Below are 23,039 nucleotides of genomic sequence, written 5' to 3'. Positions count from 1 at the left end.
CGCGCCATGCCGATCACCCGACACATCCCATTCCGATGTCGCGAGACACCCCATTCCGATGTCCCGAACCAGGACACGACAGGCGGCTCAGAGAGGGCCTTCGGCCAGCGGAAAACGCTGATCGGAGGCCCTTCGTCGTTCGTCCTGAGTGACACGGTCACAACGCGACTGGTCCTAGGCGCGTGATCGGCTCATTGACATACATGTTCGCCTAAGCGAACATGTATGTCATGTCGTTGCTTGCCGTCTCCGAAGCCGCCGAGCGGCTCGGTGTCTCGACGCGGCAGGTGCAGCACCTGGTCGCGCGGGGTGAGCTGCGTTCGCTGGCCAGGGGCGTGGTCGACGAGACCTCGGTCGAGCGTCTGCTTGCCGTCCGACGCGGCTCGCACACGAGGGCGTGGGCTGAGCCGACGGCATGGGCCGCTGTTGCCTTGCTGTCGGCACGTGAGGCGGGGTGGCTGGGGGAGAGCCAGCGGTCCCGACTCAGGGGACGACTCCGTGGTCTCGGAGCCGAGGAGTTGGTCGAGCGTGCGCGTGGTCGGGCCAGTGTGAGCCGGTACGTCGCGCATCGCAGCGCGGGGGACCGGCTGCGCGTGGAGTTGGTCGACACCTCGGCGGCGGCCGAGCGCTTGGGGCTGGTGGCGACGAGCGCGATCGACGGCTACTTGGAAGCGACCGCCTTGAAGGCGGTCGTGGCGCGGCATGGCTTGATGCGCGATGACAGGGGGACCGTCACCCTCCGCGCGACCTCCCTGGATCTCGACGTGGTTCGCGACCTCGTCAGCGCCAGCGATGTCCTGGCTGCGCTCGATCTGGCCGAGTCGCTCGATGTCCGTGAACGCCGAGCGGGCATCGACGCGCTCGAGCGCGCGCTGGGGCAGTTCCGTGGTTGATCGACGGACCATCGATGTCGCCACGCCCGCCGGCGGCTGGGGTATGCCGTGGCCGAACGTCGCCGAGATCGAGGCCGTCCTCTCCTACGAGAAAGTGGAGCCTCGTCGGTGGCCTGATGGCTCGACTGCACGGCATCCACGCGGGCATCGACGCTGCACGCCCCACCAATGACGTCGACATGGTCCTGCACGTCGAGACCACCCGCGGCATCGCGTCGGAGACCGCCCGGGCGCTCGAGTCGCTCGGCTACGAGCTGTCACCGTCGATCGAAGATCGGAACAACACCGCCCACCGATTCAGACGCGGCGAGTCGACGGTTGATGTCGTGACCGGCGGTCTCGACGTGGTCGATGTCCTCGTCGCCGACCACGCGGCACCGCGAGTGGTCGAGAAGCTCCGTGGTCGCACGATGGTCGCCATCGAAGGCGGCCCGCAGGCGTTTCGGCGAACAATCAACGCCCGACTCCAGATCGCCGTCGGCCGCACCACCACCGTGAGAGTGCCGTCGCCGTTCGGAGCGGTCATGCTCAAAGCCGCCGCCTATCAGACCCGACTCCCGCGATCGCGACCGTCACCTCCAGGACGCCGCGCTGCTCCTCGCGGTCATCGACGATCCCTACGTCGAGCGTGAGCACTTCGCCGGCTCAGACCGCTCCCGACTCCAGACGTTGGCTCGGGCGCTACCGGACGCCGCTCCGCAGTGGCGGACGCTGCCAGCAGATTCCCGCACGGACGGCCAGACCGCGCTGTGGATCCTGAACGCCTGACCCCGGCCGAACCGACGTCAATCGCGGCGGTTTGACTCAAGTGGAGAGACGCGCGAGCGGACGCGCCGGGAGCTGCGGAGTTGCCGCTAGCGCAGTCTCACCGCCGAGGATCGCACGTCGGCCGACTTCAACTTGTTCCCGACCAGGAGTCGCTTGACCGTATTGGCGTGCTCTTCGTTTAGAAGGGGGCCGAGGGTGACGGACAGAATCGGCAACGGCTTGCCACGCTTCTTGGTAGACCGATGCAAGACCCGCGTCGTCGGGTGAGTCTTCGGCGCCCGTGTAAGCAGTCCGTAGCTGACGATGCCGTTCGGCCCCGGACGGTAGCGAATGTGCTGATCGGCAAAGAGGAACGTGGTGACGACGCGCACCTCTCGTTCGCCCGTGAAGCCAGGCCCCTTGAGAAGGTGGGCGATTGTGCCCAGCGCCTCAAGAGCCTTGCCGTTCAGTGTGTCTCGCAACTCCGAGAACTCTTCTTCATCTGCGGCGGGTCCGAGACTCGGCAACTCGCGGGAGGTCGCGTCGAGCAACTCCTTCAGGGCAGTCGCAGCCTGCTCTTCGCTGTACAGGACGTGAAACCAAGGACTCACGGTTGCGCTCTCGCCGAGGAGCCAACCCAAGTTGATCGTACTTTTGCCGGAGGTAGAGACGATCGTGGGGCTCGCCTCCGGCGCATCACTGATGGCTGCCAGGTCTGCGGCAGTGTCGAGTCCGACCGCATAGCCCCTCCCCGAGTCACCGTAGAGGCGCCATTGGTTCGCATCGTCCGCTGCGGTGGACGCGCTCAGCACAAAGACTTCGTGCTTTTCCTCAAGTGGGTCGTCGGCCATTTGTATGAGCAATTCTCTGGCCTCTGAGGTGGGCTGTTCGGCCAGCCAGGATCGCACCACGTCCCATCCGTGCCGCACCTCCGACAAGTCGTTCAAACTGGTCGCCTCTGACGCCCATAGACACCTGGCCTCCACGAGACCGAGGAGGCCAGCCGAGGACGTGTAGTGGTAAACGGTTCCGGTTGCTCTCTGGAGCGACGGCGGCATCAGTTCGTTGGTGGGTCGCGTCATGCAGGCCAGCGTATGGGCAGCGGATCGGTCGCTCGGCTTGCGTTCCCGTCGCGGCGGTTCGACGTGGCCGCGAGCCGCAGTCCGTTCGCGGCTAACCCGAAGTCCGCCGCGACTCTGCGCCGCCAAGCGGACAAGTGCCTCGCCGACGCCGACGAGGCCGAACGCGCGGGCAAGACCAGCAAGGCCGCCCGGCTGCGAAGGTGGCTGAGCGGCCGAACCGGCGGGCAGACGAGTGGGAAGCACAAGGCCGCCACGGCCCCTGTGAACTGCGGGCAAGCGTCTCCGAGCAAGACCGCCAGCAACCCGACTGGCGTCCCTCCCGTCGGCTGCTATGCGACTTCGGTCGGTTCGACGCCAGTACTGTCGGAAAGTATCTCCCGCTGCTTCGCGAGCGACCGGTCAAGGGCAACGCAGACGGCCTTCCATTGAATCGCCCACCCGTCGTCGGACTCTTCCTCGGCCCGCGATCTCATCGTGTTCGATATTGATGACTTCGAGTTGTCCTTAATTCGATACTTCACAATCACATTCGATGCGTCAACCTGAAACTCGGAGAAGTGATTTGGGTTTGCCGCATGAGCGTCGTTCATCCAGGCATCCGGAAAAAGTCCCTCAATGGCAAATCCAGACCGGACGTACACATACTCCCTGTTGGGGTGAAATGGAATCCCGATTCCGTTAAAATAACCGCTCAAATCGCTGACGGCCCGGATTCCGGCCTCGTCGCCATCAAAGAGACTTACCGTGGGCTGCTCCTTCCGGAGAATTTCATAGTTTGCTCTCACGAATCCCGCGAGGTGGGAGGCTCCGCCACGGTCGCTGATCGTCGCAGCCCGGAGTGTGGGCCACTCGCAGCCGTCCCATGAAAGGGATAGGTTCAGGAACCAGCGTAGATACTCTGAATCCGACTGCCCCTCCGTCAACACAGTTGTAGTGCCGAGTGAAAAGTAATCGGAAAATCGGAGCCCGAGTCCTCGCCTAAGGGCGGCAGTCGCCTTTTCGTGTGATCTGAAGGTTGCTATTTGCGTACACCCATCGGCATCGAGACTCGTCCCGATCACGCGCTTCGGGTCATGCGGGACGAACGCCATCGAATGGCTTGTCATGGCCAAAGTCGATGACTGTCCCAACTTGAAGAGCAACTTCGTGGCGCTATGCGAGAGTTGGGGATGCAGAAACGACTCGGGCTCCTCCACGAGCCAGATCGATCGTTTGCCGTTGTCAGTCTCCATGTCAGTGACCCACTGCAGCGCGGCCATGAAGGCCAGGCTTTGAATTCCTTGCCCCTTTCTCGATAGCGGCGTCTTATATGGGTCACTTAGAAAGAACTCGAAATCACTGAGAACATTCTCGAGCGATCCGCCGCGGAATCCGAATGCTGCGGCGAGCTCTGCTGCCCCGCAATCCGACAATGCAGACGTAATGTTCGAAGCTACGTCCTCAAGCTTTTCTTCAACCGCCCCTAGAAGTGGTTGAAGGACACTAACCACGACTCCGCGGATGAACGGAGTGAGAACGTCGTCGATGAGCTCTCGCATGCTCTTCTCGGACGGAATGAAATGGCATTCAAATCTGGAGAGCAGGTCGATTACAAGTTGCTTCTGCAGGCGACTGATGGCGGATTGTGTCGTTCCATCCTTTGGCCGTTTCTGATTGGGAAAAAAGTTGTAAGTAGGGGTGTTGGATGGCGAGAATGTAAGATAAAGCGAGATTCCGGAACCCGGGCGCTCGAGCCCATACATTGCGTAAAGCTTGTCGAGATCATCGTAGAACTGAGAGTCGGCCCCGTTCGGATCGCCTTCGAAGTATCCGACGATGCTGGTGCGCGCTCCCCTGCCGCGGGGCGAATCGGTGTCGACCTGATATCCGTGAACATTCTCGTGCCCTGTGAAGAACATCTGAACGGCCTGAAGAAGGTTTGTCTTACCACTGCTATTTGGCCCAACTAGGGTCAAGGTTCCGTCTAAATCGAGAAACTGCTCTTGAGCGCCAACGGTTCGGAAGTTTTTTGCTCGTATTCCCGTGAGTCTCACGCCCGGAGGATATCGGGGGACGTGGTGGGTGGTGGTTGATTCGCCAGATGTGCTCGCGCCAAGCAGGAGAAGCTTCGCTGCCGCCTGCTCACCGATGTGGTGGCTCGGGGGCCCGAAGGTAATGGCAGTCTGGGCGCTTCGACCGTGCGTCCTTCGGGGCGCTTCGCACCTGCGTCCAAGTGGGCGGATAGACTTGAGCTGCAGACGTGCGACTTCCTACCCCCGCGTCGGACCGTTGGCGATGCCTGCTATGTGGCGCAACTGATCTGTCTCCCCGGTCGGTCAGATGGAGGAGGTCAGGATGGCGGCGAGAAGTAGGACTCCAACGCCGGCCGCGGTTGCGAGCACTCCGTTGGCGATGGGGATGAGTAGGCGTCGTCGGCGGAGGGTCGCTGCGCCAGCGGCCGCCGCGAGCGCCGCGGTCACAAGCACGACGACGCTGCTCGTGGTTGTGAGGAGCCAACCGAGTGACAGGAACGTAATCACTGCAACTGCGGTGCTGATTCCGAGCCGTGAGGCGTGTTCGGCTGCTGATCGCGGAATCTCGGCCAACGAGGGATCGTGGGCTTCACGCATCGCGATGTAGCGATCAAGAGCAGTCCACGCCGTGGTGGTCCATCCGCCCGGAGTGGATATTGTCGGCCTGGAGCCGATCCATCCCCGCAGGTCGTGGCCTTCCAAGACTGCGTAGTCGTGACCGACCTCGGGCTTGATGGTCTCTTCTCGGTCTCCGCCCCAGAGCACGACGATCCACGTGACCGGTACTGAATGTGCGGTGATCAGTCGTCTCAACTCGGACCACAGCATGAGCCGACGACCGGCTCGCTGCACCTGCTGGAGGGCGGTGTTGCGACGCTCGATGCCTGCTGTGTCGGTCCAACGCTCGGAGCTCCACTTGGTCTCGATGATGAACAGCCCTGCTTGTGTCAGCAGGACATGGTCGATGTCGTGCCCGTCCATCGGCACACGGTTCACGACGAAGCTGTCCCGGTCGTGGCGGACGAGTCGGCGCAACTCCTGCGCAGTCCATCTCTCGGCTTCATCGCCCATCATCGATGGAGTGGTGCTCGTGCTGGAGACCACAATGTTCCATATCCCGAGCGGGACGCCGACCGCGATCGCTCCGGCTGCGAGGCCCTGAAGGAAAGGGGGTTGGGCAGCAAGGGGAGAGCCGCGAGCGGAGCGCACATGACGGCGGTAGCGACGACGATTCGCCACCGGCGCTGTCGCATCCAGTGGCGCTGCTTCCTTCGAGCCTTCGCCCGTGCCCAGGAACCCGCTCTCCGATCACCGGCGAGGGATCGGACCCTCAGGTAGCGACGGAGGCGGGCCGTGGGTTCCATCCGTCCCAGTCTTCGCCATCGCGGGTGTCACGGTTTGTGGTTTGGCGGATCCGACGTGCGCAACCTGCGTGCCGGACGCACCTTGACTGCGGCCACGACCTGTTCTGCATGAACGGCGTGGGCAACTGCCTGCAACTGCGTCCCGGCTCGCCAGGTGGCGGAGTCGAAGATCGCCTCCCAGGACCGTTCCGCCTCCTCGCGGAGAGGTGCAGGCCAATGATCTCGATCGGGCTCCCCACCTGCACGCGAGGCCGCCAGCCGGCTGTGCCAATCGTCGATGATGGGCTCCGCCCGTGCCCACCAAGCGTCGTCGCTCTCGCCGACTTCGGGTGCGACATGGAAGCTGTTGTTGAGAACGACGTGCCAGGCGCCGAAGTCGGACAGCAGCACGTGCTCCCGCGGCATCCGTACGGTCAGCAGCACGTCACGACCGGCGTGCTTCGCCTGCTCGCGGAGGCTGCGTCGAGTCGTCATGGGCCAGAGCCACAGGAGGCCGCGGCCTTCGGTCGGAAGCCGGCTGCCTGCGTGCCGTCTCATCCACGGATACGCATGCGCCAGATCCGGATCCTCGAACTCCGGGCTGGGGCCGAGGGCGCCGGTTTCGGTGAGGGCGAGGTACGCGTCGGGAGCCTGGAAGGTCCAGAGAGTCAGTGGGTTCGCCGTGAGATCGCCCAGACGACCTCTTCCGAGGGGTGACACGATGCGCCACCACGGCCGTGTGGGCAGATCGTCATAGCCGAGTAGCACGACCGTAGCGTGCACCACCACACCGACAGATCCCGACCCGAGCTCGCTGCGGGCGACAGGGGCCCCGTCGTCGCGTTTCGAGTCAGTGACTCGGTGTCGATCCGCCTGTCCCGTGAGGCGGACAGGTTACGAAACATGTCCCTGCCCCGAGCCACCACGCCTGGGCCAAGCCCCCCTTGTGACCGGTCACAAAGGAAGGCTCGGAATCTTTGGCGCCCCGGCCGTGGTCCACGCCACGACGGGGTTGGCAGAGTAGCGCCGCGCTCGTCCCCCACAACGGGCGTCGACTCTTCCATCTAGGAGGCCTGTGGTGAAAGCGCACTCCCGTCGATCGCGGCTGATCAAGTCGGTGACGGCACTGACGGTTGCCGGCACGCTGGCTCTGTCCGCCTGCGGCTCCGACTCCGACAGCGGGTCGACCGGCAAGAAGCCGCTGGTGATCAGCCTGGACAGCTCGGTCGACGTGATCGACCCGCAGCAGTGGCGGACGCCGGCGTCGATGGTGACCTCGGGCTCCGTGGTGGAGCAGGTCATCGAGCAGACGTACAGCGAGAGCGGGGCGGCGCGGATCGGCGGCGGTGAGTTCACCGACGCGCTCGCGGAGAAGCACGAGTACTCCGCCGACGGCAAGACGCTGACGATCACCCTGCGCGAGGGCCTGAAGTTCGCGGACGGCAAGGCGCTGACGGCGGACGACGTGGTCTGGTCGTACCGGCGCGGTCTCGAGATGAGCCAGGCCTACACCAAGGTCCTCTACCCGATGGTCGGCCTGACGCCGGAGAGCTTCAGCGCGCTGGACCCGCGCACGGTGCAGGTCACCGCCGAGTTCGGTACGCCGCTGCTCGACAAGATGCTCGCGATGCAGCCGTTCGGCATCTACTCCAAGGAGACCGGCGAGGAGCACGCGACGCCGGACGACCCGTGGGCGGCCGACTGGTTCCGCGAGAACAGCAACTCGTCGGGCCCCTACAAGGTGGCGGCGTACGACAAGACGACCAGCATTCAGCTCGCGCCGAACACCGAGTACTACGACCAGGACCGCATCGCCAACGGCGGGGTGACCATCCAGTTCGTCTCCGACCCGGCCCAGCGCGCCCTGCTGCTGCGCAACGGTGAGATCGACCTCGCCGGCGGCCTGCCGCTCGACCAGGTGGCGGAGCTGGCGAAGACCGACGGCCTCTCGGTGGTCTCCGAGCCGTCCAACCGGCTCGAGTACCTCGGCCTCAACACGACCAAGGCGCCCTTCGACGACAAGCGCGTGCGCCAGGCGATCGCCCTCGCGATGCCGTACCAGACGTTCGTCGACGAGGTCCTCTACGGGTACGGCGACGCGTCGTCCGGCATCGTCTCGAGCAACATGGAGACGCACGACGACGGCGTGGCCTCGGCCTTCCAGACCGACCTCGACGCCGCCAAGCAGCTGCTGGGCGAGGCCGGCGTGAGCGGTCTCAGCACGACCCTGTCCTTCAAGCAGTCCTCGACGGTCGAGGCGCGCGCCGCGGTCTACATCCAGTCCGCGCTGAAGGAGATCGGGATCGACGTGGAGATCAAGCCGCTCCCCGACGCCGAGTTCACGCAGCGGACCATGGCCCGCGACCTGGAGATGTACCTCAACAACTTCCTCGCCTGGGGAGCCGACCCGTTCTACCAGATGGCATCCCTGGCCGGCAGCGACGCGGGCACGAACTTCAACAACTATGCCAACCCGGCGCTGGACGAGCTGCTGCAGAAGGGCTTCCGCTCCCAGGACCAGGCCGACCGGGATGCCGTGTCCGCCCAGGCGCAGGAGCTCATCGCGGACGAGATGCCGCTGGTACCGCTGTGGAACCCCAAGTGGACGTACGTCGTGCGCGACGGGGTGCACGGGCTCACCAAGGACAACACCGAGCAGCTCCGCCTGCAGTACCTGACCAAGGACTGACCAGGACCGACAGGGACTGACAGCGTCGTCCTCCGGGCGGGGTGGTCCGCGACCACCCCGCCCGGGTCTCATCGATCAACCCTCGATCGCCCCGATCGACCAACGAATCGATCAAGGAGGTGGAGTCGTGCTCCGCTATGTCTTGCGGCGACTGGCGATCTCAGTCGTCACCGTGGTGGGACTGGTGCTCGTCACCTTCATCGTCGTGCGCATCCTGCCGGGAGACTCCGCCGCGGCGCGGCTCGGACCCGAGGCCAGCCAGGCCGACATCGACGCCCTGCGGGCGCAGCTCGGCCTCGACGACTCGCTGCCCCGGCAGCTGCTCGACTACACCGGCGGCCTGCTCAAGGGCGACCTCGGGCCGGCGGTCTCCACGGGCCGGCCGGTGAGCGACGAGCTGTTCGACCGGCTCCCCGCGACGATCGAGCTCGCGTTCGCGGGCCTCGTCATCGCGCTCCTCATCGGATTCCCCTGGGGCCTGCTGGCGGCCGCGCGCCCCGGCCGGGTCGGTGACGTCTCCGGCCGCCTCTTCGCCGTGCTCGGCTCCTCCATGGCCCCCATCTGGCTGGGCCTGCTGCTGATCTTCGGCTTCTACTCGACCTGGCATCTCTTCCCCGGACCGGTCGGCCGGCTGGCCATCGGCACGCCACCGCCACCGGAGGTGACCGGGACCTACGTGCTCGACAGCGTCCTGGCCGGCGACTTCGGATTGGCCTGGCAGTCGATCCAGTACCTCGCCCTGCCGGCGCTCACGCTGGGCCTCGGCGCCTCCGCCGCGGTGTTCAAGATGGTGCGCTCCGCGGTCCTCCACACCTCCGAGTCGGGCTTCGTCCGCACCGCCCGCGCGTACGGCGTACCCGGGCGGGAGGTGCTGCTGCGCGACCAGCTGCGCAACGCGATGCTCCAGGTGCTGACCGCGATCGGGCTGGTGTTCGGCTTCCTGCTCGGTGGCAACATCATCGTCGAGCGGCTCTTCAACTGGCCCGGCATGGGCCGGGTGGCGTACGACGCCCTCGGCAGCAACGACCTCGGCCTGCTGCAGGGCTACGCGCTGATCATCGGCACCCTCTACATCCTGCTCAACCTCGCGGTCGACCTCGTCTACGGCGTGATCGACCCCCGCGTCCGTCTGGGAGGGAGCAACTCATGAGCACCATCGACGCCACCGCAGGTGCCGGCACCCGTTCCCGGCCCGCCGCCCTGCTGCGCCGCCCCTTCCTGCTCGTCGGCGTCACGATCGTCGGCCTCCTGCTGGTCCTCGGGCTGGTCGGGCCGTTCCTCGTGGCCGACCCGAGCGCCCGGGTCGCGGAGCCCTTCCTCGCGCCGTCGGGTTCGCACTGGTTCGGCACCGACAGCTTCGGCCGCGACATCTTCGCCCGCTGCGTCAACGCGATCTGGCTCGACCTCGCCATCGGCGTCAGCGTGGCCGTGCTCGCCATGCTGATCGGCTCCGCCATCGGCGTCATCGCCGGCTACCTCGGCGGCATCGTCGACGACGTGATCATGCGCTGCGTCGACATCCTGATGGCGTTCCCCGGCTTCGTGCTGGCGATGATCCTGCTGGTCTCGATCGGCGAGTCCCTGCCCAAGCTGGCGATCGCGCTGGCCATCGCCCAGGTCGCGCCGTTCGTGCGGCTGGTCCGGGCCAAGGTGCTCAGCGAGCGCGAGCTCGACTACGTGGCGGCCGCCCGGGTGTCCGGCGCGCGCTGGCCGCGGGTCGCCTTCCGGCACCTGCTCCCCAACTCCATCCGGCCCGCCGCGGTGCAGCTCACCCTCGTCTGCGGCTACTCGATCCTCAACGTCTCCGGCCTCGCCTATCTCGGCGTCGGCATCCACCCACCGACGGCGGAGTGGGGCGTGATGGTCTCCGAGGGTGCGGCGAACATGCTGACCGGGCAGTGGTGGACGGCGTTCTTCCCCGGCCTGCTCATCGCGATCACGGTGATGGCGCTGCACTTCATCGGCGACGACCTCGGCGGTGATCGCGCATGAGCCGGCTGGTCGTCGAGAACCTCGGCATCGCCACGGCCGCGGGCACGCGGATCCTGGACGACGTCTCCTTCGACATCGCCCCCGGCGAGATCGTCGGCCTGGTCGGCGAGTCTGGCTCCGGCAAGTCGATGACGTCGTACGCCGTGATGGGCGTCCTGCCGCGCGGCGTGCACCAGACGTCGGGGCGGATCCTCGTCGACGGCGAGGACGTCACGGACGTCGAGCGCCGCTCGGTCGCCTGCCACTTCGCGATGATCTTCCAGAACCCGCGCGACTCGCTCAACCCGCTGATGCGGGTCGGCGAGCAGGTGGCCCGGATGGTCGCCCTGCACCAGGGCGTGAGCCGCCGCGACGCCCGCGTCCAGGCGGTCGAGCTGCTCGAGCAGGTGCGGATCGCGCAGCCCGCGGAGGCGGCACGGAAGTACCCGCATCAGCTCTCCGGCGGCATGTGCCAGCGGATCATGATCGCGATGGCACTGGCCTGCCGTCCCCGGCTGCTGCTCGCCGACGAGCCGACGACCGCGCTCGACGTCACGGTGCAGTCGCAGATCCTCGACCTCATGGTCGAGCTCACCGAGCAGATCCAGTGCGGCGTGCTCCTCGTGACCCACGACCTCGGCGTCGTCGCCGAGACCTGCGACCGGGTCAACGTGCTGAACCACGGCACGCTCGTCGAGCACGGCCCCGCGATGGACCTGCTGCACAACCCGCAGCACGAGTACACGCGCTACCTCCTCGATTCCGCCCGCGAGCTGGAGGTGGACGGCCGTGCTTGAGATCAGCGAGCTCCGCAAGGAGTACCGCACGGGCTCCGGCGTCCTCGCCGCGCTCGACGGCGTCAGCGCCACCCTGGAGACGGGACGCACCCTGGCCGTCGTCGGCGAGTCCGGGTCCGGCAAGTCGACGCTCGGCGCGATCGTCACCGGCCTCGAGACCGCGACCTCCGGCACCGTGACGATCGACGGTACGACGATCGACCGGCGCGCCTTCCGCGGCCCGCTGCGGCGACGGGTGCAGACCGTCTTCCAGAGCCCGCTGCAGTCGCTCAACGCCAAGTTCAAGGTGGAGACGACGCTGGCCGAGCCGCTGCGTCTGCTGCTCGGCCTCAGCAAGAGCGAGGCGTCCGCCCGCGTCGACGAGCTGCTCGACGCGGTGCACCTGCCGCGCGAGCTGCGGCACCGGCGGCCCACCGAGCTGTCCGGCGGGCAGCAGCAGCGCGTGGCGATCGCCCGCGCCCTCGCGCCGGAGCCGGACCTCGTCGTCCTCGACGAGCCCACCAGCGGACTCGACCAGTCCATCCGTGGCCGGATCGTCACCCTCCTGCGCGAGCTGCAGGCCGAGCGCGGCCTCAGCTACGTGTTCATCACCCACGACATCGACGTGGCCCAGGCGATCGCGCACGACGTGATCGTCATGCAGCACGGCCGCATCGTCGAACGGGGCGGCCGCGAGGTGCTGCACACCCCGCAGCACGACTACACGCAGCGGCTGCTCGCCGCCGTCCCCAGTCTCGATCCCGCGCGGCGCCGACGTGCCGCGCACGCGCTCAGCCCCACCCCCCTTCCCCATGATGAGGAGACAGCACCGTGATGCGTTTCGGACTCGGCGTTCCCACCGGAACCGAAGGCCTGATGTACCCCGTTCCCTACGCGAGCCCCGAGCAGGCCGTGCACCTGGCGGTGGAGGCCGAGCGGCTCGGCTTCGACGGTGTCTGGGGCAACGACCACGTCACCACGCAGCACTACGTGCGCGAGGAGTTCCCGGAGCCCCCGCGCTACTACGACCCCTACCTCTACCTCGCGTACGTCGCCGCGGAGACGACCACGCTGCACCTGTGCACCGCGATCACGGTGCTCTCGTTCCGCAACCCGGCCGTGCTGGCCAAGCAGGCGGCCACGCTCGACCAGCTCTCCGGCGGCCGGTTCAAGATGGGCGTGGGCATCGGCGCCTACCGCGAGGAGGCGGAGGCCATCTGGCCCGGCGCCAAGCTGCACCGCGGTCGCCAGGCCGACGAGTACCTCCAGGCGCTGGAGGTCATCTTCCGTGACCGCAGCGCGTCCTTCGAGGGCGAGTTCGTCAACTTCCGCGACGTGGAGAGCTTCCCGCGCCCCCGCCAGGACGTCCTGCCCATCCTCTCGGGCGGCAACTCCGACGGCTCGCGCGAGCGCGCCGCCCGCTGGTGCCAGGGCTGGATCCCCGCGGTCCTGACGCCGGCCGAGATCACCGAGGGCCTCGACGAGATCCGCCGGATCGCCGAGAGCCACGGCCGCGAGCTGCCCGCCGACTTCGACGTCGCGCCGCAGCTGTCGGTGTCGCCCGGCAAGGACACCAAGGACGCGATCACCCGCTTCGAGGGCTCGCAGCTCTACGCCCACATGCGCTCGCTGTCGAAGAGCACCCTGAAGGACCAGGACACCTCCGACTTCGTGCGGCGCAACCTGATCGGCAACGCCCAGCAGATGATCGAGCAGGTCCACGCGTACGCCGAGGCGGGCGTCACCACGCTGTCCGCGCTGCTGTTCGCCTGCAACACCGTCGAGGAGACCCTGGACAGCATGGCCTGGTTCGCGGAGAACGTGATCCACCCCTACCGGCGCGAGGCCGGCTCCGGAGCGTCTCGATGAGCGCTCGCGCCATCGACCCCGCCCTCGTCGCCGCGCGGCGCGAGCGGCTGCGCGGTGAGCTCCCCGGCGCCGGCGTCGACGCGGTGCTCGCGCTCAGCGCCGCGAACTTCGACTACGCCACCGGCTACCGGAGCGTGTCGGCGGTCGTCCACGGGATCTCGCCGCTCGCCGCGGTGCTCACCCCCGACGCGCTCAAGGTCGCCGGACCGGTCTCCGACAGCGCCCCCGGCTTCGACGCGGGCCTGGTCGAGGACGACTACTTCGCCTACGGACGCTTCTTCTACGAGTCCGAGGGCGGCGCGGCGCGGCCGACCCAGCTGGTCGAGCAGCACCCCGACTACGCGACCGCGATCGCGGCGGCGGTCCGCGCCGCGGGCGTGGCGTCGGGCCGTCTCGGGATCGACGAGCGGGCCTGCCCGGAGCCGTTGCGCCGCCAGCTCGAGGAGCTGCTGCCCGACGTGGAGCTCCTCGCCGCCAGCACCTGGTTCGGCCAGGTGCGTGGCGTGAAGCTGCCCGGGGAGATCGAGCTGCTCGAACGCTCCGCGCGCGTCGTGGAGGCGGCCATCCTGGCCGGCATCGACGCGGCCGGGGTCGGCGTCTCCGAGGCGGAGATCGCCCGCGTGGTCAACCGCGAGCTCGTCGCCGACGACTTCGAGCCGCGCTTCGTCGTGGTCACCTCCGGTCCCCGCTCGGCCCTGAGCGACGCCTCCCCGACCCATCGCAGGCTGGAGCAGGGCGACCTGCTCCGGTTCGACGTGGGCGGGATGCGCGAGGGCTACTGGGCCGACCTCGGCCGGACGGCCGTCGTCGGCGAGCCGAGCGAGCGGCAGGCCCGGTTCTACGACGCGATCCTCGCCGGTGAGGACGCCCTGTTCGCCATGGCGCGCCCCGGCGTCAGCGCCAAGGCGCTGTTCGAGCACGCGCTCCAGGTGGTCGAGTCCACCGGCGGGCCGCAGCCCTACCGGCGCCAGCACGTCGGCCACGGCATCGGCCTCGAGGTCTACGAGCCGCCGATCGTGGCGCCGTCGCACGACGTCCCGCTGGAGGCGGGCATGACCTTCTGCTTCGAGACCCCGTACTACGAGCTCGGCTGGGGCGGGATGATGGTGGAGGACGCACTGGTGGTCACCGACGACGGCGTCCGGTTGCTCAGCGACCGGCGCCGGGAGCTGCAGGTCGTACCGGCATGAGCAGCTATCTCGGGCACCTGATCCACCCGGTCACCGGCGCCACCGTCAGCGAGGCCGACGCCTACCTCCCGACGGAGGTCGACGGCGGCCACGTGTACGCCGTCCCGGCGCACGACCTGAGCCGGCTGCGCGGCCTGGAGACCACCGACGACCCGGGCATGTTCCGGTACCGGCCGCTGCTGCCCCTCGGCGACGGCCCGGTGGTCAGCCTCGGCGAGGGTGACACCCCGCTGGTCGAGGCGTCGAACCTGGCCGCCGAGCTCGGTCTCGACCACCTCTACGTCAAGGACGAGTCGCGCAACCCCACCTGGTCCTACAAGGACCGGCTCGCCGCGGTCGCGGTGACCAAGGCGGTCCAGCAGGGCCGCGACACGGTCGTGGTCTCCAGCACCGGCAACCACGGCGCCGCCGTCGCCGCCTACGCCGCCCGCGCCGGCATCCGCTGCGTCGTGCTCACGCTGGCCTCCGTGCCGCTGGCCATGAAGACGATGATGCAGGCCTACGGCGCCGAGACCGTCGCCGTCGAGAACCCGACCGACCGGTGGGTGATCATGCGGCAGGCGGTCGAGGAGCGCGGCTGGGTGCCGATGTCGGGCTTCGTCGGCCCGCCGTCGGGCTCCAACCCCTTCGGCTGCGAGGGCTACAAGACCATCGCCTACGAGCTGCACGCCCAGCTCGGCGACGTCCCCGACGTCGTCGTGACGCCCGTGGCGTACGGCGACGCGCTGGCCGGTCTGTCCCGCGGCTTCCAGGACCTGGTGGACCTGGGGCTCAGCACGTCGGTGCCGCGCCTGGTCGCCAGTGAGCCGTTCGGACCCTACGGAGCCGCTCTCGAGCACGGCTACCGGGCCGGCGCCACGGTGCCGGTGTCGTCCTCGGTGGCCTTCTCCATCGCGACGCCGATGGCGACCTGGCAGGGCTGGGACGCACTCGTGCGCACCGGCGGCGCCGCGGCCACCGTCGACGACGCGACCACCCTGGCCGCCCAGCGCCGCCTCGCCAGCAGCGACGGGCTCTTCCTCGAGGCGTCGTCGGCCACGACGGTCGGCGCCCTGCCGTCGCTCATCGAGCGCGGTGTCGTCGCCGCCTCCGACCGGGTGGTGCTGCTCGGCACCTCGACGGGGCTCAAGGACATCCCGACCACGGCGGCGGCCCTCCCGGCCGTCCCGGTCATCGAGCCCAGCCTCGCCGCCCTGGACGCGGCGCTCGCGGAGACGGCGCGGGCATGAGGCTGGGAGTGGCGCCCTCGGGGCGTCGTACGGCGGCCGACGCGGTGCGGCTGGCCCAGCGGGCCGAGGCGGCCGGACTGCACGAGGTCTGGGTCAGCGAGGACTACCTGGAGCGCGGGGCGTTCGCCGTCGCCGGCGCCATCGCGGCCGTCACCGAGACGGTCCGCGTCGGCCTCGGGGTCGTGAACCCGTGGACCCGTCACGTCGCGCTGATGGCGATGGAGGCCCACGCCCTCGACGAGGTGGCCGGCGGCCGCAGCGTCCTGGGCATCGGCGCCTCCAACGCGCGATGGATGCAGGAGCAGCTCGGCATCGAGTTCGAGCGGCCCATCGGCGTGCTCGCCGAGTACACCGCCGCGCTGCGGACCCTGCTGCGCGGCGAGCGCCTGCGGCAGACGCTGCTCGGCAACGAGATCGACTGCGCGCTCGACGCCGCCCCGCCGCGGGACGTCCCGATCGTCTGGGGCGTGAAGGGTCCGCGGGCGCTGGCATCCGGCGCCGAGAGCGCGGACGGGCTGATGCTCTCCGTGCTCTCCTCGGCCGGGTACGCGCGCTGGGTCCGCGAGACCCACCAGCCGCGCGAGATCACGGCGTACGCCTCGTTCGCGATCGCCCCCACGACCGCCGAGGCCCGCGAGCAACTGCGCGCGCACACCGCCCGCTATCTCGGCATGCACGGCGCCTCGGCGATCACGGCCCAGGCCGGGATCGACCAGGAGCTCGCCGCGGAGCTGCAGCGCCGGCTGCGGTCGGGCCAGGCGGCGGCCGACCTCGTCGACGACGACTGCGTCGGCGCGGTGACGATCTCGGGCACCGTCGAGGACGCCGCGCGCGGCCTGCTGGCGATGCGCGACGCCGGGGTCGACTCGCTCGTGGTGATCGACGACGGCACCGCGGCCCCCGAGCTGCTGGTCGACTCGCTCGTCAGCGCCGCGCGCGAGGCGGGCCTGATCGCTCCCTGACGGCGCGGCGAGGCTCAGCCGCGCGGCTCGGCCGGGGGCTGCGCGTCGCGGTGCGCCCCGCCCGCCGCCTTCGCGGCCTGGTCGGCCTCGACCGCCAGGACGAGGAGCGCCAGGTCGCGGGTGTCGCGCAGGCTGAGCCCGGTCAGCTCCTCGGCCCGCCTCAGTCGGTAGACCACCGTGTTCTTGTGCACGTGCAGGGCCTCGGCGGTCGCCCGCACCGACAGGTGGTGCTCGAGGTGCGTGGTCAAGGTGAGCAGCAGGTCCGTGCCCTGCAGCCGGGAGAGGTAGCGCTGGACGAGCTGGCGGGCCGTGGCGCCGTCGCGGTGGATCAGCACCTCGAGCAGCGAGTCGCGGAAGAGCAGCACCGGCGCCGGGATGTCGCGCCCGCTGCGCGACTCGAGGGTGACGACCGCCTGCCGGCACGACGTCCCCAGGCCGGAGAGGCCCGAGAACGGCTCGCCCACCGAGGCCCGCAGGTCGGGGGCGGCGTCCTGCTTGAGCGCGGTCGCGACCCGCTGGGCCAGCAGGTCCAGCTCCGCCTCCCAGGGCATGGCCAGCACGGCCATCCAGCCGTCCGAGCCGGACCGCACCGTGCCGGACAGGACCGGTACGGCGAGGAGGTTGCGCAGCCGCCCGACCACGTGGTGCCGGTGCTGCTCCATGGCGGCCCGGTCGGCGGGCACGGACGTGCCGAGCCCGACCGTCACGAAGCTCGCGTGCTCGGGGTCGTCGATGCCCATCGTCACGGCCAGCCGCTCCACGTCCGCCCGGTCGACGTTGCCGCCCGCGGCGAGGCTGCGGAAGAGCGCCGGCTCGCTGAGCCGCTGCCCCTCCTCGATCTGCCGCTGGATCTCCAGGTGCGAGGTGAGCATCGCGTGCTCGAGCTGGTCCAGGCTGGAGATGAGGGTGGCCCGGCCCCGCCGGATGTTGGCCCGCCGGACCTGCATGCGGGAGCACCAGTCGAAGTACTCGTCGTTGAGCGCCCGCTCCGCCGTACGGAACGACTGGATGACCGACGAGGGCGACACTCCCTGCAGCGCCCGTCGCTCCCCGGTCAGGGAGGCGCGCGCGAGCTCGGCCGCCGTGGGCCCGCGGCCCTCCAGCAGGCAGACGATGACGGTGTGGACGTTCTCGCGGATCCGCTCCCGCAGCTCGCCCTGCTTGAACACGAGCTCCGCGTAGGCGGGCACGGAGGACCAGACCTCGTCGACGATGCGCGTCATGAGGTCGTCGAACTCCTTGAGCATCGCCCGCGCGAGGCGCTGGAGATCGGGCGGCACCGGGTCGCTCGTGCGCAGCTCCCGGGAGTCGGCGCGGCTCACGTCAGGACCGGCTCACGTCGAGGTCGTCGTAGAGCTGCCGCGCGCGCAGGGCCATGAGGATGTCGACGCGCACCAGCTCGGCCGAGCTCTCGACGCCCAGCAGGTCGCAGATGCGGCGGACCCGGTAGGTGACGGTGTTCTCGTGGACGTGCAGCTCGGCGGCGGTGGCACGCGTCGAGAGGCCGCAGCCCAGGAAGGTGCGCAGGGTCTCGAGGAGGTCGCCCTTGTCGATCGGGCCCAGGACCGAGCCGGCCATCTGCGCGGCCATGCCGCGGTTCTCGACGATGAGGACCTCGGGGATGACGTCCTCGAAGAGGGTCAGCCGCGCCTCCAGCCGGCGGCCCACCTCGAGTGCCGCGACGGCCTCGCGCAGGGAGCCCGCGGACTCGTTGAACCGGGCCCGTCGCATGCCCACCCCGACCGCGGTGCTGCCCGGGACTCCGGCGTCCCCCAGCGCGCGGTCGAGGACGTCGTCGATCCGCTCCACGTCGGCCGTGACGAGGATCGTGCATCCCTGGTGGCTTCCGATCAGGATCGGCCCGTCCACGTGCGAGCGGAGCCGGTCGACCAGTGCCTGCCGGGAGCGGGCCACGAGCGGGCCGTCCTGGGGGCCGACCGACAGGGCGATCACCCGGTGGGGCTGGTGCACCCGCACGCCCGCCGTACTCGCCAGCCGGTCGAGGTGGGCGGGGTCGAGCGCCTCGGCACCGGCCAGGCGCGACACGAGGTCGACACTGAGCCGGCTGAACGGCGGGTGCAGGTCGCCGGCGACCTCGCGGTAGGCGGCGGTCGACGCGCCGACCATCGCGTCGACGACCACCCCGACGCGCCGGACCACCTCCTGGATGTCGGTCGTCGTCAGCGGGGTGGCGCTGGTCAGGAGCCGGGCCAGCATGGTCCGCTCGGCGTTGCGCCACGAGCCGACGAGGCTCTCGATCGGCACCCCCTGGATCGCCCGCCGTTCGGCGATCCGGCGCGCGGGCTCCAGCTCGGACTCGTGCGGCGGTCGGCCCTCGGCGATCGCCAGCAGCATGGACCGGGTGCCGGCCGTGATCGCGCTCGCCACCTCGGTGCGGTCGAGGGCGCCGAGCTCGTAGCCGGGGAGCTTCTCCCACGCCGCGTCGGTCAGGTGCTCCGCGATCTGGAGGTCCTGGGTCAGCAGCTCCTGCGCCCGTTGTGTGATATCCACAGACCCGCTCTCGACATCTTCCCCACGATCCACGTATCGCCTCTCGATGCTATCGCCCATGATCGAGGTCGGAGCGCCCGGCCGTTGGAGCTGTAACTACCTGTCCTTGTCACTGGCTGATCGGTCTACGGGTCAGGTGGTGACATGAACAGGTAGTTACAGCCGGCGCGGGCCGGTCACACCCGACCCGATCCCCGAACCGTCCCCGAGACCCGAGGAAGCCTGCATGCCCACCCCCCAGCCCATCGTCAGCGACGCCGCGCCGGCCGCTGTCGGCCCCTACGTCCACGCCGTCCGCCACGGCGACGTCCTCTACTGCTCGGGGTCGCTTCCCCTCGACCCCGCCACGGGCGAGCTCGACAACGCGGACCTGGCCGCCGAGACCCGGCGGTCGCTGGCCAACCTCGAGACCGTGTGCGCGAGCGCCGGCACCAGCCTGGAGCGGGCGCTGCGGATGACGATCTACACGACGCGGCTGGACGGCTTCGCGGAGATCAACGAGGCCTACGCGGCGGCCTTCCCCGGCAGCGTCCCGGCCCGGACCACCGTCGGCGTGGCGGCCCTGCCGAAGGACGCTCGCGTCGAGATCGACGCCATCGTCGCGATCGGTGCCGACGATGAGTGAGGTCGTCGCCGTCCTCGGCGGGACCGGCGCGCTGGGCTACGGGCTCGCCGTACGACTGGCGGACGCGGGCTTCGCCGTCGCCCTGGGGTCGCGGGACGCGGCGCGGGCCGAGGCCGCCGCCGAGCGCCTGACCCAGCAGCTGCCGTCGGCGACGGTGCACGGTGTGGCCAACGCGGAGGCGGTACGCCGCGCGGACCGGCTGGTCATTCTCTCCGTCCCCCTCGCCAGCCAGGTCGCGACCATCACCTCGGTCGCCGACGAGCTGGTTCCTGGCAAGGTGCTGCTCGACGCCACGGTCCCGCTCGCCCCCGCCATCGGCGGCCGGCCGACCCAGGTCGTCGGCGTGTGGGCGGGCTCGGCGGGACAGCAGGCGGCCGCGGCCGCGCCGGCCGGGGTCGACGTGGTCTCCGGACTGCACACGCTCAGCGCCGTCGTCCTCGAGGATCTCGGCAGCCCGCTCGACCAGGACACCCTGATCTGCGGGGACACCAAGGCGGCGAAGGAGGTCGTGCGCGAGATCATCGGCGCCATCGACGGCCTGCGCGTCGTCGACGCGGGCAAGCTGGAGGCCAGCCGCCTCGTCGAGTGCCTGACGCCGCTGCTGATCGGGATCAACATCCGGAACCGGACCCATGCGGGCGTGCGGATCATCGGCCTGCCCTGACCATGTCGAGCCGGGTGTCGAGCCGGGTGCCGCCCCGGCAGCGCGTGGTCGCGGCGGGAATGGCGCGCGCTGACATCGCGCCGGGAGCCTTCCAGGTCCTGGTGCCGGTCAAGGAGCTCGAGCTGGCCAAGTCGCGGCTCGCGATGCCCGAGGCGGCGCGGCGGGAGCTGGCGCTGGCGTTCGTCCTCGACACGGTCGCGACCGTGGTGCGCTGCGCCGCCGTGGGCGGTGCGGTGGGGGGTGTGGTGGGTGACGTCGTGGTCGGCACCCGGGACGCGTATGTCGCGTCCCGGGTGGTCGACCTGGGCGCCCGCGTCGTCGTGCCTCCGGCGCCGGGGGAGCTCAACGGCGACATCGCATGGGCCCTGGGCCGGATGGCGCCCGGCCGGCCCACGGCGGTCCTGGTGTCGGACCTGCCCGCGATCTCGGCCGCCGACCTCGCCGAGGCCCTCGTCCGGGCCTCCCGGCGGGGCGTGCCGTGCCGGGTCGCGGACTTCGGCGGCGCCGGCACGACCTTGCTGACCGCGCCCGAGGGTCGGATCGAGCCGCGGTTCGGCGACGACTCGGCCGGCCGGCACGTCGCGGCCGGCATGGAGCCGCTCGGCGAGGACCTGCTCGCGTTGCGCTGCGACGTCGACGACGTGCACGCTCTGCGCCGGGCGATCCGGCTCGGTGTCGGCCCCCACACCACCGCGACCCTGCGCCGCATCCCACCCGACCTGCTGGGCGACGTCCGAGCGGTCGGGACGACGATCGACACTGGTCGACCAGAGCGTCGACCAGCAGCACAGAAGGTGAGTCAGCCGTGACCATGGGAACTCCCGAGGTGCCCACTTCCCAGCAGGTTCGTCGTGCGTTGGTGCGTGCGGAGCGTGGTGTGGCGTTGGATGTGGGTGAGGCGGCTGCGTTGTTGGCGGCGACCGGTGGGGAGTTGGATCGGTTGTGTGTGGCGGCGGCGCGGGTGCGGGATGCGGGTCTGGTCGCGGCCGGCCGCCCTGGCGTCGTGACGTTCTCGCCGAAGGTGTTCGTCCCGGTGACGAGGTTGTGTCGGGATCGGTGTCATTACTGCACGTTCGTGGAGACCCCGGCCCAGGGGGCGCGGGAGGGGCGGGCGCCGTACTTGTCGCCGGACGAGATCCTTGCCGTGGCCCGCCAGGGCGCCGAGCTCGGTTGCCTGGAGGCGTTGTTCACGTTGGGTGACCGGCCCGAGGACCGGTGGCCCGAGGCGCGGGCGTGGTTGGACGAGCAGGGCTACGACTCGACGTTGGCGTATGTGCGGGCGATGGCGATCCGGGTCCTCGAAGAGACCGGTCTGTTGCCGCATCTGAACCCCGGAGTGATGTCGTGGGAGGAGTTGAACCGGCTCAAGGCGGTGTCGCCGTCGATGGGGATGATGCTGGAGACCATCTCGCGGCGGTTGTTCGAGACGAAGGGGCTGGCGCATTACGGGTCGCCGGACAAGGACCCGAGGGTGCGGTTGCGGACCCTGGAGGACGCGGGCCGGTTGGGGATCCCGTTCACCACGGGTCTGCTGGTCGGGATCGGGGAGAGCCTGACCGAGCGGGCCGAGACGATCTTCGCGCTGCGGAGGGTCTCACGCGCCTACGGGGCGGTGCAGGAGGTGATCGTGCAGAACTTCCGCGCCAAGCCCGACACGGCGATGCGTCATGTCGACGACCTCGACCTCGCCGAGTACCGGGCCGCGATCGCGGTGACCCGGATCGTGTTGGGCCCCAAGGCCCGGGTCCAGGCCCCGCCGAACCTGGTCGACCACTCGGCCGGTGCCCTCGAGTGCCGCGCGTTGTTGGATGCGGGGGTCGATGACTGGGGTGGGGTGTCGCCGTTGACGCCGGATCATGTGAACCCCGAACGGCCGTGGCCCTCGCTGGACCGGCTCCGGTCGATCACCGCTCAGTGTGGGTTCGAGCTCAAGGCCCGGTTGACGGTGCACCCCGAATACGTCGTCGGGTCGTTGCAGCGCGGTGAGGCGTGGATCGATCCCCGTCTGCATCCCCACGTCGCCGCGCTCGCGGGCCCGGACGGGCTGGCGATCCCCGACGTGCGGCCGGTCGGGTTGGCGTGGCAGGAGCCCGACGGCGGCTTCGAATCGGCGGGACGCACCGATCTGCACGAGGCAGTGGATACCGAAGGACGGAGCGGGGACCGGCGCTCCGATTTCGGGTCGGTGTACGGCGACTGGGCCACCGTCGGCGAGGCTGCCGCCAGAACGGGCGCGCCGGCGGTGCTGCACGCGGAGGGTGGTGCCGCGCTGCGTGCGGCGGAGGCGGCCGCGGCGTCGGGGCTGGTGGACCTGTCCGATGAGCACGCGTTGACGTTGATGACCGCCGAGGGCGACCTGCTCCGGCAGGTGGTCCGCCTGGCCGACGACCTCCGCAGGCAGGCGGTCGGGGACACGGTGACGTATGTGGTGAACCGGAACATCAACTTCACCAACGTCTGCTACGTGGGGTGCCGG

At 69.5% G+C, this 23,039-nt stretch carries 21 protein-coding genes; 15 read left to right on the top strand and 6 right to left on the bottom strand.

Annotated elements, in window-relative coordinates:
- Positions 1 to 230: 230 nt before the first annotated feature.
- Together ACPZVR_RS24930 and ACPZVR_RS24925 are read left to right on the top strand one after the other, a co-directional pair.
- Positions 231 to 893, top strand: a complete 663-nt coding sequence (locus ACPZVR_RS24930) for a hypothetical protein (protein ID WP_436702388.1) — start codon at positions 231 to 233, stop codon at positions 891 to 893.
- 116 nt (positions 894 to 1,009) lie between these two features.
- On the top strand, positions 1,010 to 1,525 hold the full coding sequence (locus ACPZVR_RS24925; RefSeq protein ID WP_436702387.1) for a hypothetical protein: 516 nt from the start codon (positions 1,010 to 1,012) through the stop codon (positions 1,523 to 1,525).
- Between the two features lie 222 nt (positions 1,526 to 1,747).
- On the opposite strand, the gene ACPZVR_RS24920 is transcribed toward ACPZVR_RS24925, so the two are convergent.
- From ACPZVR_RS24920 to ACPZVR_RS24905, 4 genes are all read right to left on the bottom strand, one after another.
- On the bottom strand, positions 1,748 to 2,722 hold the full coding sequence (locus tag ACPZVR_RS24920; RefSeq protein WP_436702386.1) for a DUF2971 domain-containing protein: 975 nt from the start codon (positions 2,720 to 2,722) through the stop codon (positions 1,748 to 1,750).
- Between the two features lie 329 nt (positions 2,723 to 3,051).
- Positions 3,052 to 4,755: an ATP-dependent nuclease gene (locus ACPZVR_RS24915; RefSeq protein WP_436702385.1), complete on the bottom strand. Its 1,704-nt coding sequence runs from the start codon at positions 4,753 to 4,755 to the stop codon at positions 3,052 to 3,054.
- A gap of 282 nt (positions 4,756 to 5,037) precedes the next feature.
- On the bottom strand, positions 5,038 to 5,808 hold the full coding sequence (locus tag ACPZVR_RS24910) for a nuclease-related domain-containing protein (protein WP_436702384.1): 771 nt from the start codon (positions 5,806 to 5,808) through the stop codon (positions 5,038 to 5,040).
- Positions 5,809 to 6,125: 317 nt separating this feature from the next.
- Positions 6,126 to 6,845: a DUF3841 domain-containing protein gene (locus tag ACPZVR_RS24905; protein WP_436702383.1), complete on the bottom strand. Its 720-nt coding sequence runs from the start codon at positions 6,843 to 6,845 to the stop codon at positions 6,126 to 6,128.
- A gap of 310 nt (positions 6,846 to 7,155) precedes the next feature.
- On the opposite strand from ACPZVR_RS24905, the gene ACPZVR_RS24900 reads away from it, so the two are divergent.
- From ACPZVR_RS24900 to ACPZVR_RS24860, 9 genes are all read left to right on the top strand, one after another.
- A complete protein-coding gene (locus ACPZVR_RS24900) occupies positions 7,156 to 8,766 on the top strand; it encodes an ABC transporter substrate-binding protein (protein WP_436702382.1) in 1,611 nt (536 codons plus the stop codon).
- A gap of 127 nt (positions 8,767 to 8,893) precedes the next feature.
- Positions 8,894 to 9,916 carry an ABC transporter permease gene (locus tag ACPZVR_RS24895; protein ID WP_436702381.1) on the top strand — a complete coding sequence of 341 codons (1,023 nt, stop codon included), beginning with the start codon at positions 8,894 to 8,896 and terminating at the stop codon, positions 9,914 to 9,916.
- Complete coding sequence (locus ACPZVR_RS24890) at positions 9,913 to 10,758, top strand: ABC transporter permease (protein ID WP_436702380.1); 846 nt, start codon at positions 9,913 to 9,915, stop codon at positions 10,756 to 10,758. Before ACPZVR_RS24895 ends, ACPZVR_RS24890 begins: the two co-directional genes overlap by 4 nt.
- Positions 10,755 to 11,534 (top strand): ABC transporter ATP-binding protein, encoded by a 780-nt coding sequence (locus ACPZVR_RS24885; RefSeq protein WP_436702379.1) that lies wholly within the window; start codon positions 10,755 to 10,757, stop codon positions 11,532 to 11,534. The genes ACPZVR_RS24890 and ACPZVR_RS24885 overlap by 4 nt, the downstream gene beginning before the upstream one ends.
- Positions 11,527 to 12,348, top strand: a complete 822-nt coding sequence (locus ACPZVR_RS24880; protein ID WP_436702378.1) for an ABC transporter ATP-binding protein — start codon at positions 11,527 to 11,529, stop codon at positions 12,346 to 12,348. The genes ACPZVR_RS24885 and ACPZVR_RS24880 overlap by 8 nt, the downstream gene beginning before the upstream one ends.
- Complete coding sequence (locus tag ACPZVR_RS24875; protein ID WP_436702377.1) at positions 12,348 to 13,382, top strand: TIGR03619 family F420-dependent LLM class oxidoreductase; 1,035 nt, start codon at positions 12,348 to 12,350, stop codon at positions 13,380 to 13,382. Before ACPZVR_RS24880 ends, ACPZVR_RS24875 begins: the two co-directional genes overlap by 1 nt.
- The gene (locus tag ACPZVR_RS24870; RefSeq protein WP_436702376.1) at positions 13,379 to 14,572 is read left to right on the top strand and encodes a M24 family metallopeptidase; all 1,194 of its coding nucleotides are present in this window, start codon (positions 13,379 to 13,381) and stop codon (positions 14,570 to 14,572) included. The genes ACPZVR_RS24875 and ACPZVR_RS24870 overlap by 4 nt, the downstream gene beginning before the upstream one ends.
- The gene (locus ACPZVR_RS24865) at positions 14,569 to 15,801 is read left to right on the top strand and encodes a pyridoxal-phosphate dependent enzyme (RefSeq protein WP_436702375.1); all 1,233 of its coding nucleotides are present in this window, start codon (positions 14,569 to 14,571) and stop codon (positions 15,799 to 15,801) included. The genes ACPZVR_RS24870 and ACPZVR_RS24865 overlap by 4 nt, the downstream gene beginning before the upstream one ends.
- Complete coding sequence (locus tag ACPZVR_RS24860; RefSeq protein WP_436702374.1) at positions 15,798 to 16,763, top strand: LLM class flavin-dependent oxidoreductase; 966 nt, start codon at positions 15,798 to 15,800, stop codon at positions 16,761 to 16,763. The genes ACPZVR_RS24865 and ACPZVR_RS24860 overlap by 4 nt, the downstream gene beginning before the upstream one ends.
- 14 nt (positions 16,764 to 16,777) lie before the next feature.
- Here the strand turns inward: ACPZVR_RS24860 and ACPZVR_RS24855 are convergent, their stop codons facing one another.
- Positions 16,778 to 18,085 carry a PucR family transcriptional regulator gene (locus tag ACPZVR_RS24855; RefSeq protein ID WP_436702373.1) on the bottom strand — a complete coding sequence of 436 codons (1,308 nt, stop codon included), beginning with the start codon at positions 18,083 to 18,085 and terminating at the stop codon, positions 16,778 to 16,780.
- Between the two features lies 1 nt (position 18,086).
- Positions 18,087 to 19,274: a PucR family transcriptional regulator gene (locus tag ACPZVR_RS24850; RefSeq protein WP_436702372.1), complete on the bottom strand. Its 1,188-nt coding sequence runs from the start codon at positions 19,272 to 19,274 to the stop codon at positions 18,087 to 18,089.
- A 226-nt stretch (positions 19,275 to 19,500) separates the two neighbouring features.
- Here ACPZVR_RS24850 and ACPZVR_RS24845 point away from each other — a divergent pair, with 226 nt between their 5' ends.
- The 4 genes from ACPZVR_RS24845 to cofG all read left to right on the top strand — a co-directional run.
- Positions 19,501 to 19,899 (top strand): RidA family protein, encoded by a 399-nt coding sequence (locus ACPZVR_RS24845; protein ID WP_436702371.1) that lies wholly within the window; start codon positions 19,501 to 19,503, stop codon positions 19,897 to 19,899.
- Positions 19,892 to 20,563, top strand: a complete 672-nt coding sequence (npdG, locus tag ACPZVR_RS24840) for an NADPH-dependent F420 reductase (RefSeq protein WP_436702370.1) — start codon at positions 19,892 to 19,894, stop codon at positions 20,561 to 20,563. Before ACPZVR_RS24845 ends, npdG begins: the two co-directional genes overlap by 8 nt.
- 59 nt (positions 20,564 to 20,622) lie before the next feature.
- A complete protein-coding gene (gene cofC, locus ACPZVR_RS24835) occupies positions 20,623 to 21,372 on the top strand; it encodes a 2-phospho-L-lactate guanylyltransferase (protein ID WP_436702369.1) in 750 nt (249 codons plus the stop codon).
- A 2-nt stretch (positions 21,373 to 21,374) separates the two neighbouring features.
- On the top strand, positions 21,375 to 23,039 hold a 1,665-nt coding region (cofG, locus tag ACPZVR_RS24830), incomplete at its 3' end, for a 7,8-didemethyl-8-hydroxy-5-deazariboflavin synthase CofG (protein ID WP_436702389.1).

It is taken from the genome of Nocardioides segetis (genome assembly GCF_051390595.1).
In the GTDB taxonomy this organism is placed as follows: domain Bacteria; phylum Actinomycetota; class Actinomycetes; order Propionibacteriales; family Nocardioidaceae; genus Nocardioides.
The sequence above is the reverse complement of the archived record's forward strand: the minus strand, read 5'-3'. Positions and strand labels throughout refer to the sequence as shown.

What these genes read in the sequence shown, in the direction of transcription:
- ACPZVR_RS24930 (WP_436702388.1), top strand. Translation starts at nt 231, where the DNA reads ATGTCGTTGCTTGCCGTCTCCGAAGCCGCCGAGCGGCTCGGTGTCTCG.
- ACPZVR_RS24925 (WP_436702387.1), top strand. Translation starts at nt 1,010, where the DNA reads ATGGCTCGACTGCACGGCATCCACGCGGGCATCGACGCTGCACGCCCC.
- ACPZVR_RS24920 (WP_436702386.1), bottom strand. Translation starts at nt 2,722, where the DNA reads ATGACGCGACCCACCAACGAACTGATGCCGCCGTCGCTCCAGAGAGCA.
- ACPZVR_RS24910 (WP_436702384.1), bottom strand. Translation starts at nt 5,808, where the DNA reads ATGATGGGCGATGAAGCCGAGAGATGGACTGCGCAGGAGTTGCGCCGA.
- ACPZVR_RS24890 (WP_436702380.1), top strand. Translation starts at nt 9,913, where the DNA reads ATGAGCACCATCGACGCCACCGCAGGTGCCGGCACCCGTTCCCGGCCC.
- ACPZVR_RS24885 (WP_436702379.1), top strand. Translation starts at nt 10,755, where the DNA reads ATGAGCCGGCTGGTCGTCGAGAACCTCGGCATCGCCACGGCCGCGGGC.
- ACPZVR_RS24875 (WP_436702377.1), top strand. Translation starts at nt 12,348, where the DNA reads ATGCGTTTCGGACTCGGCGTTCCCACCGGAACCGAAGGCCTGATGTAC.
- ACPZVR_RS24870 (WP_436702376.1), top strand. Translation starts at nt 13,379, where the DNA reads ATGAGCGCTCGCGCCATCGACCCCGCCCTCGTCGCCGCGCGGCGCGAG.
- ACPZVR_RS24865 (WP_436702375.1), top strand. Translation starts at nt 14,569, where the DNA reads ATGAGCAGCTATCTCGGGCACCTGATCCACCCGGTCACCGGCGCCACC.
- ACPZVR_RS24860 (WP_436702374.1), top strand. Translation starts at nt 15,798, where the DNA reads ATGAGGCTGGGAGTGGCGCCCTCGGGGCGTCGTACGGCGGCCGACGCG.
- ACPZVR_RS24845 (WP_436702371.1), top strand. Translation starts at nt 19,501, where the DNA reads ATGCCCACCCCCCAGCCCATCGTCAGCGACGCCGCGCCGGCCGCTGTC.
- npdG (WP_436702370.1), top strand. Translation starts at nt 19,892, where the DNA reads ATGAGTGAGGTCGTCGCCGTCCTCGGCGGGACCGGCGCGCTGGGCTAC.
- cofC (WP_436702369.1), top strand. Translation starts at nt 20,623, where the DNA reads ATGGCGCGCGCTGACATCGCGCCGGGAGCCTTCCAGGTCCTGGTGCCG.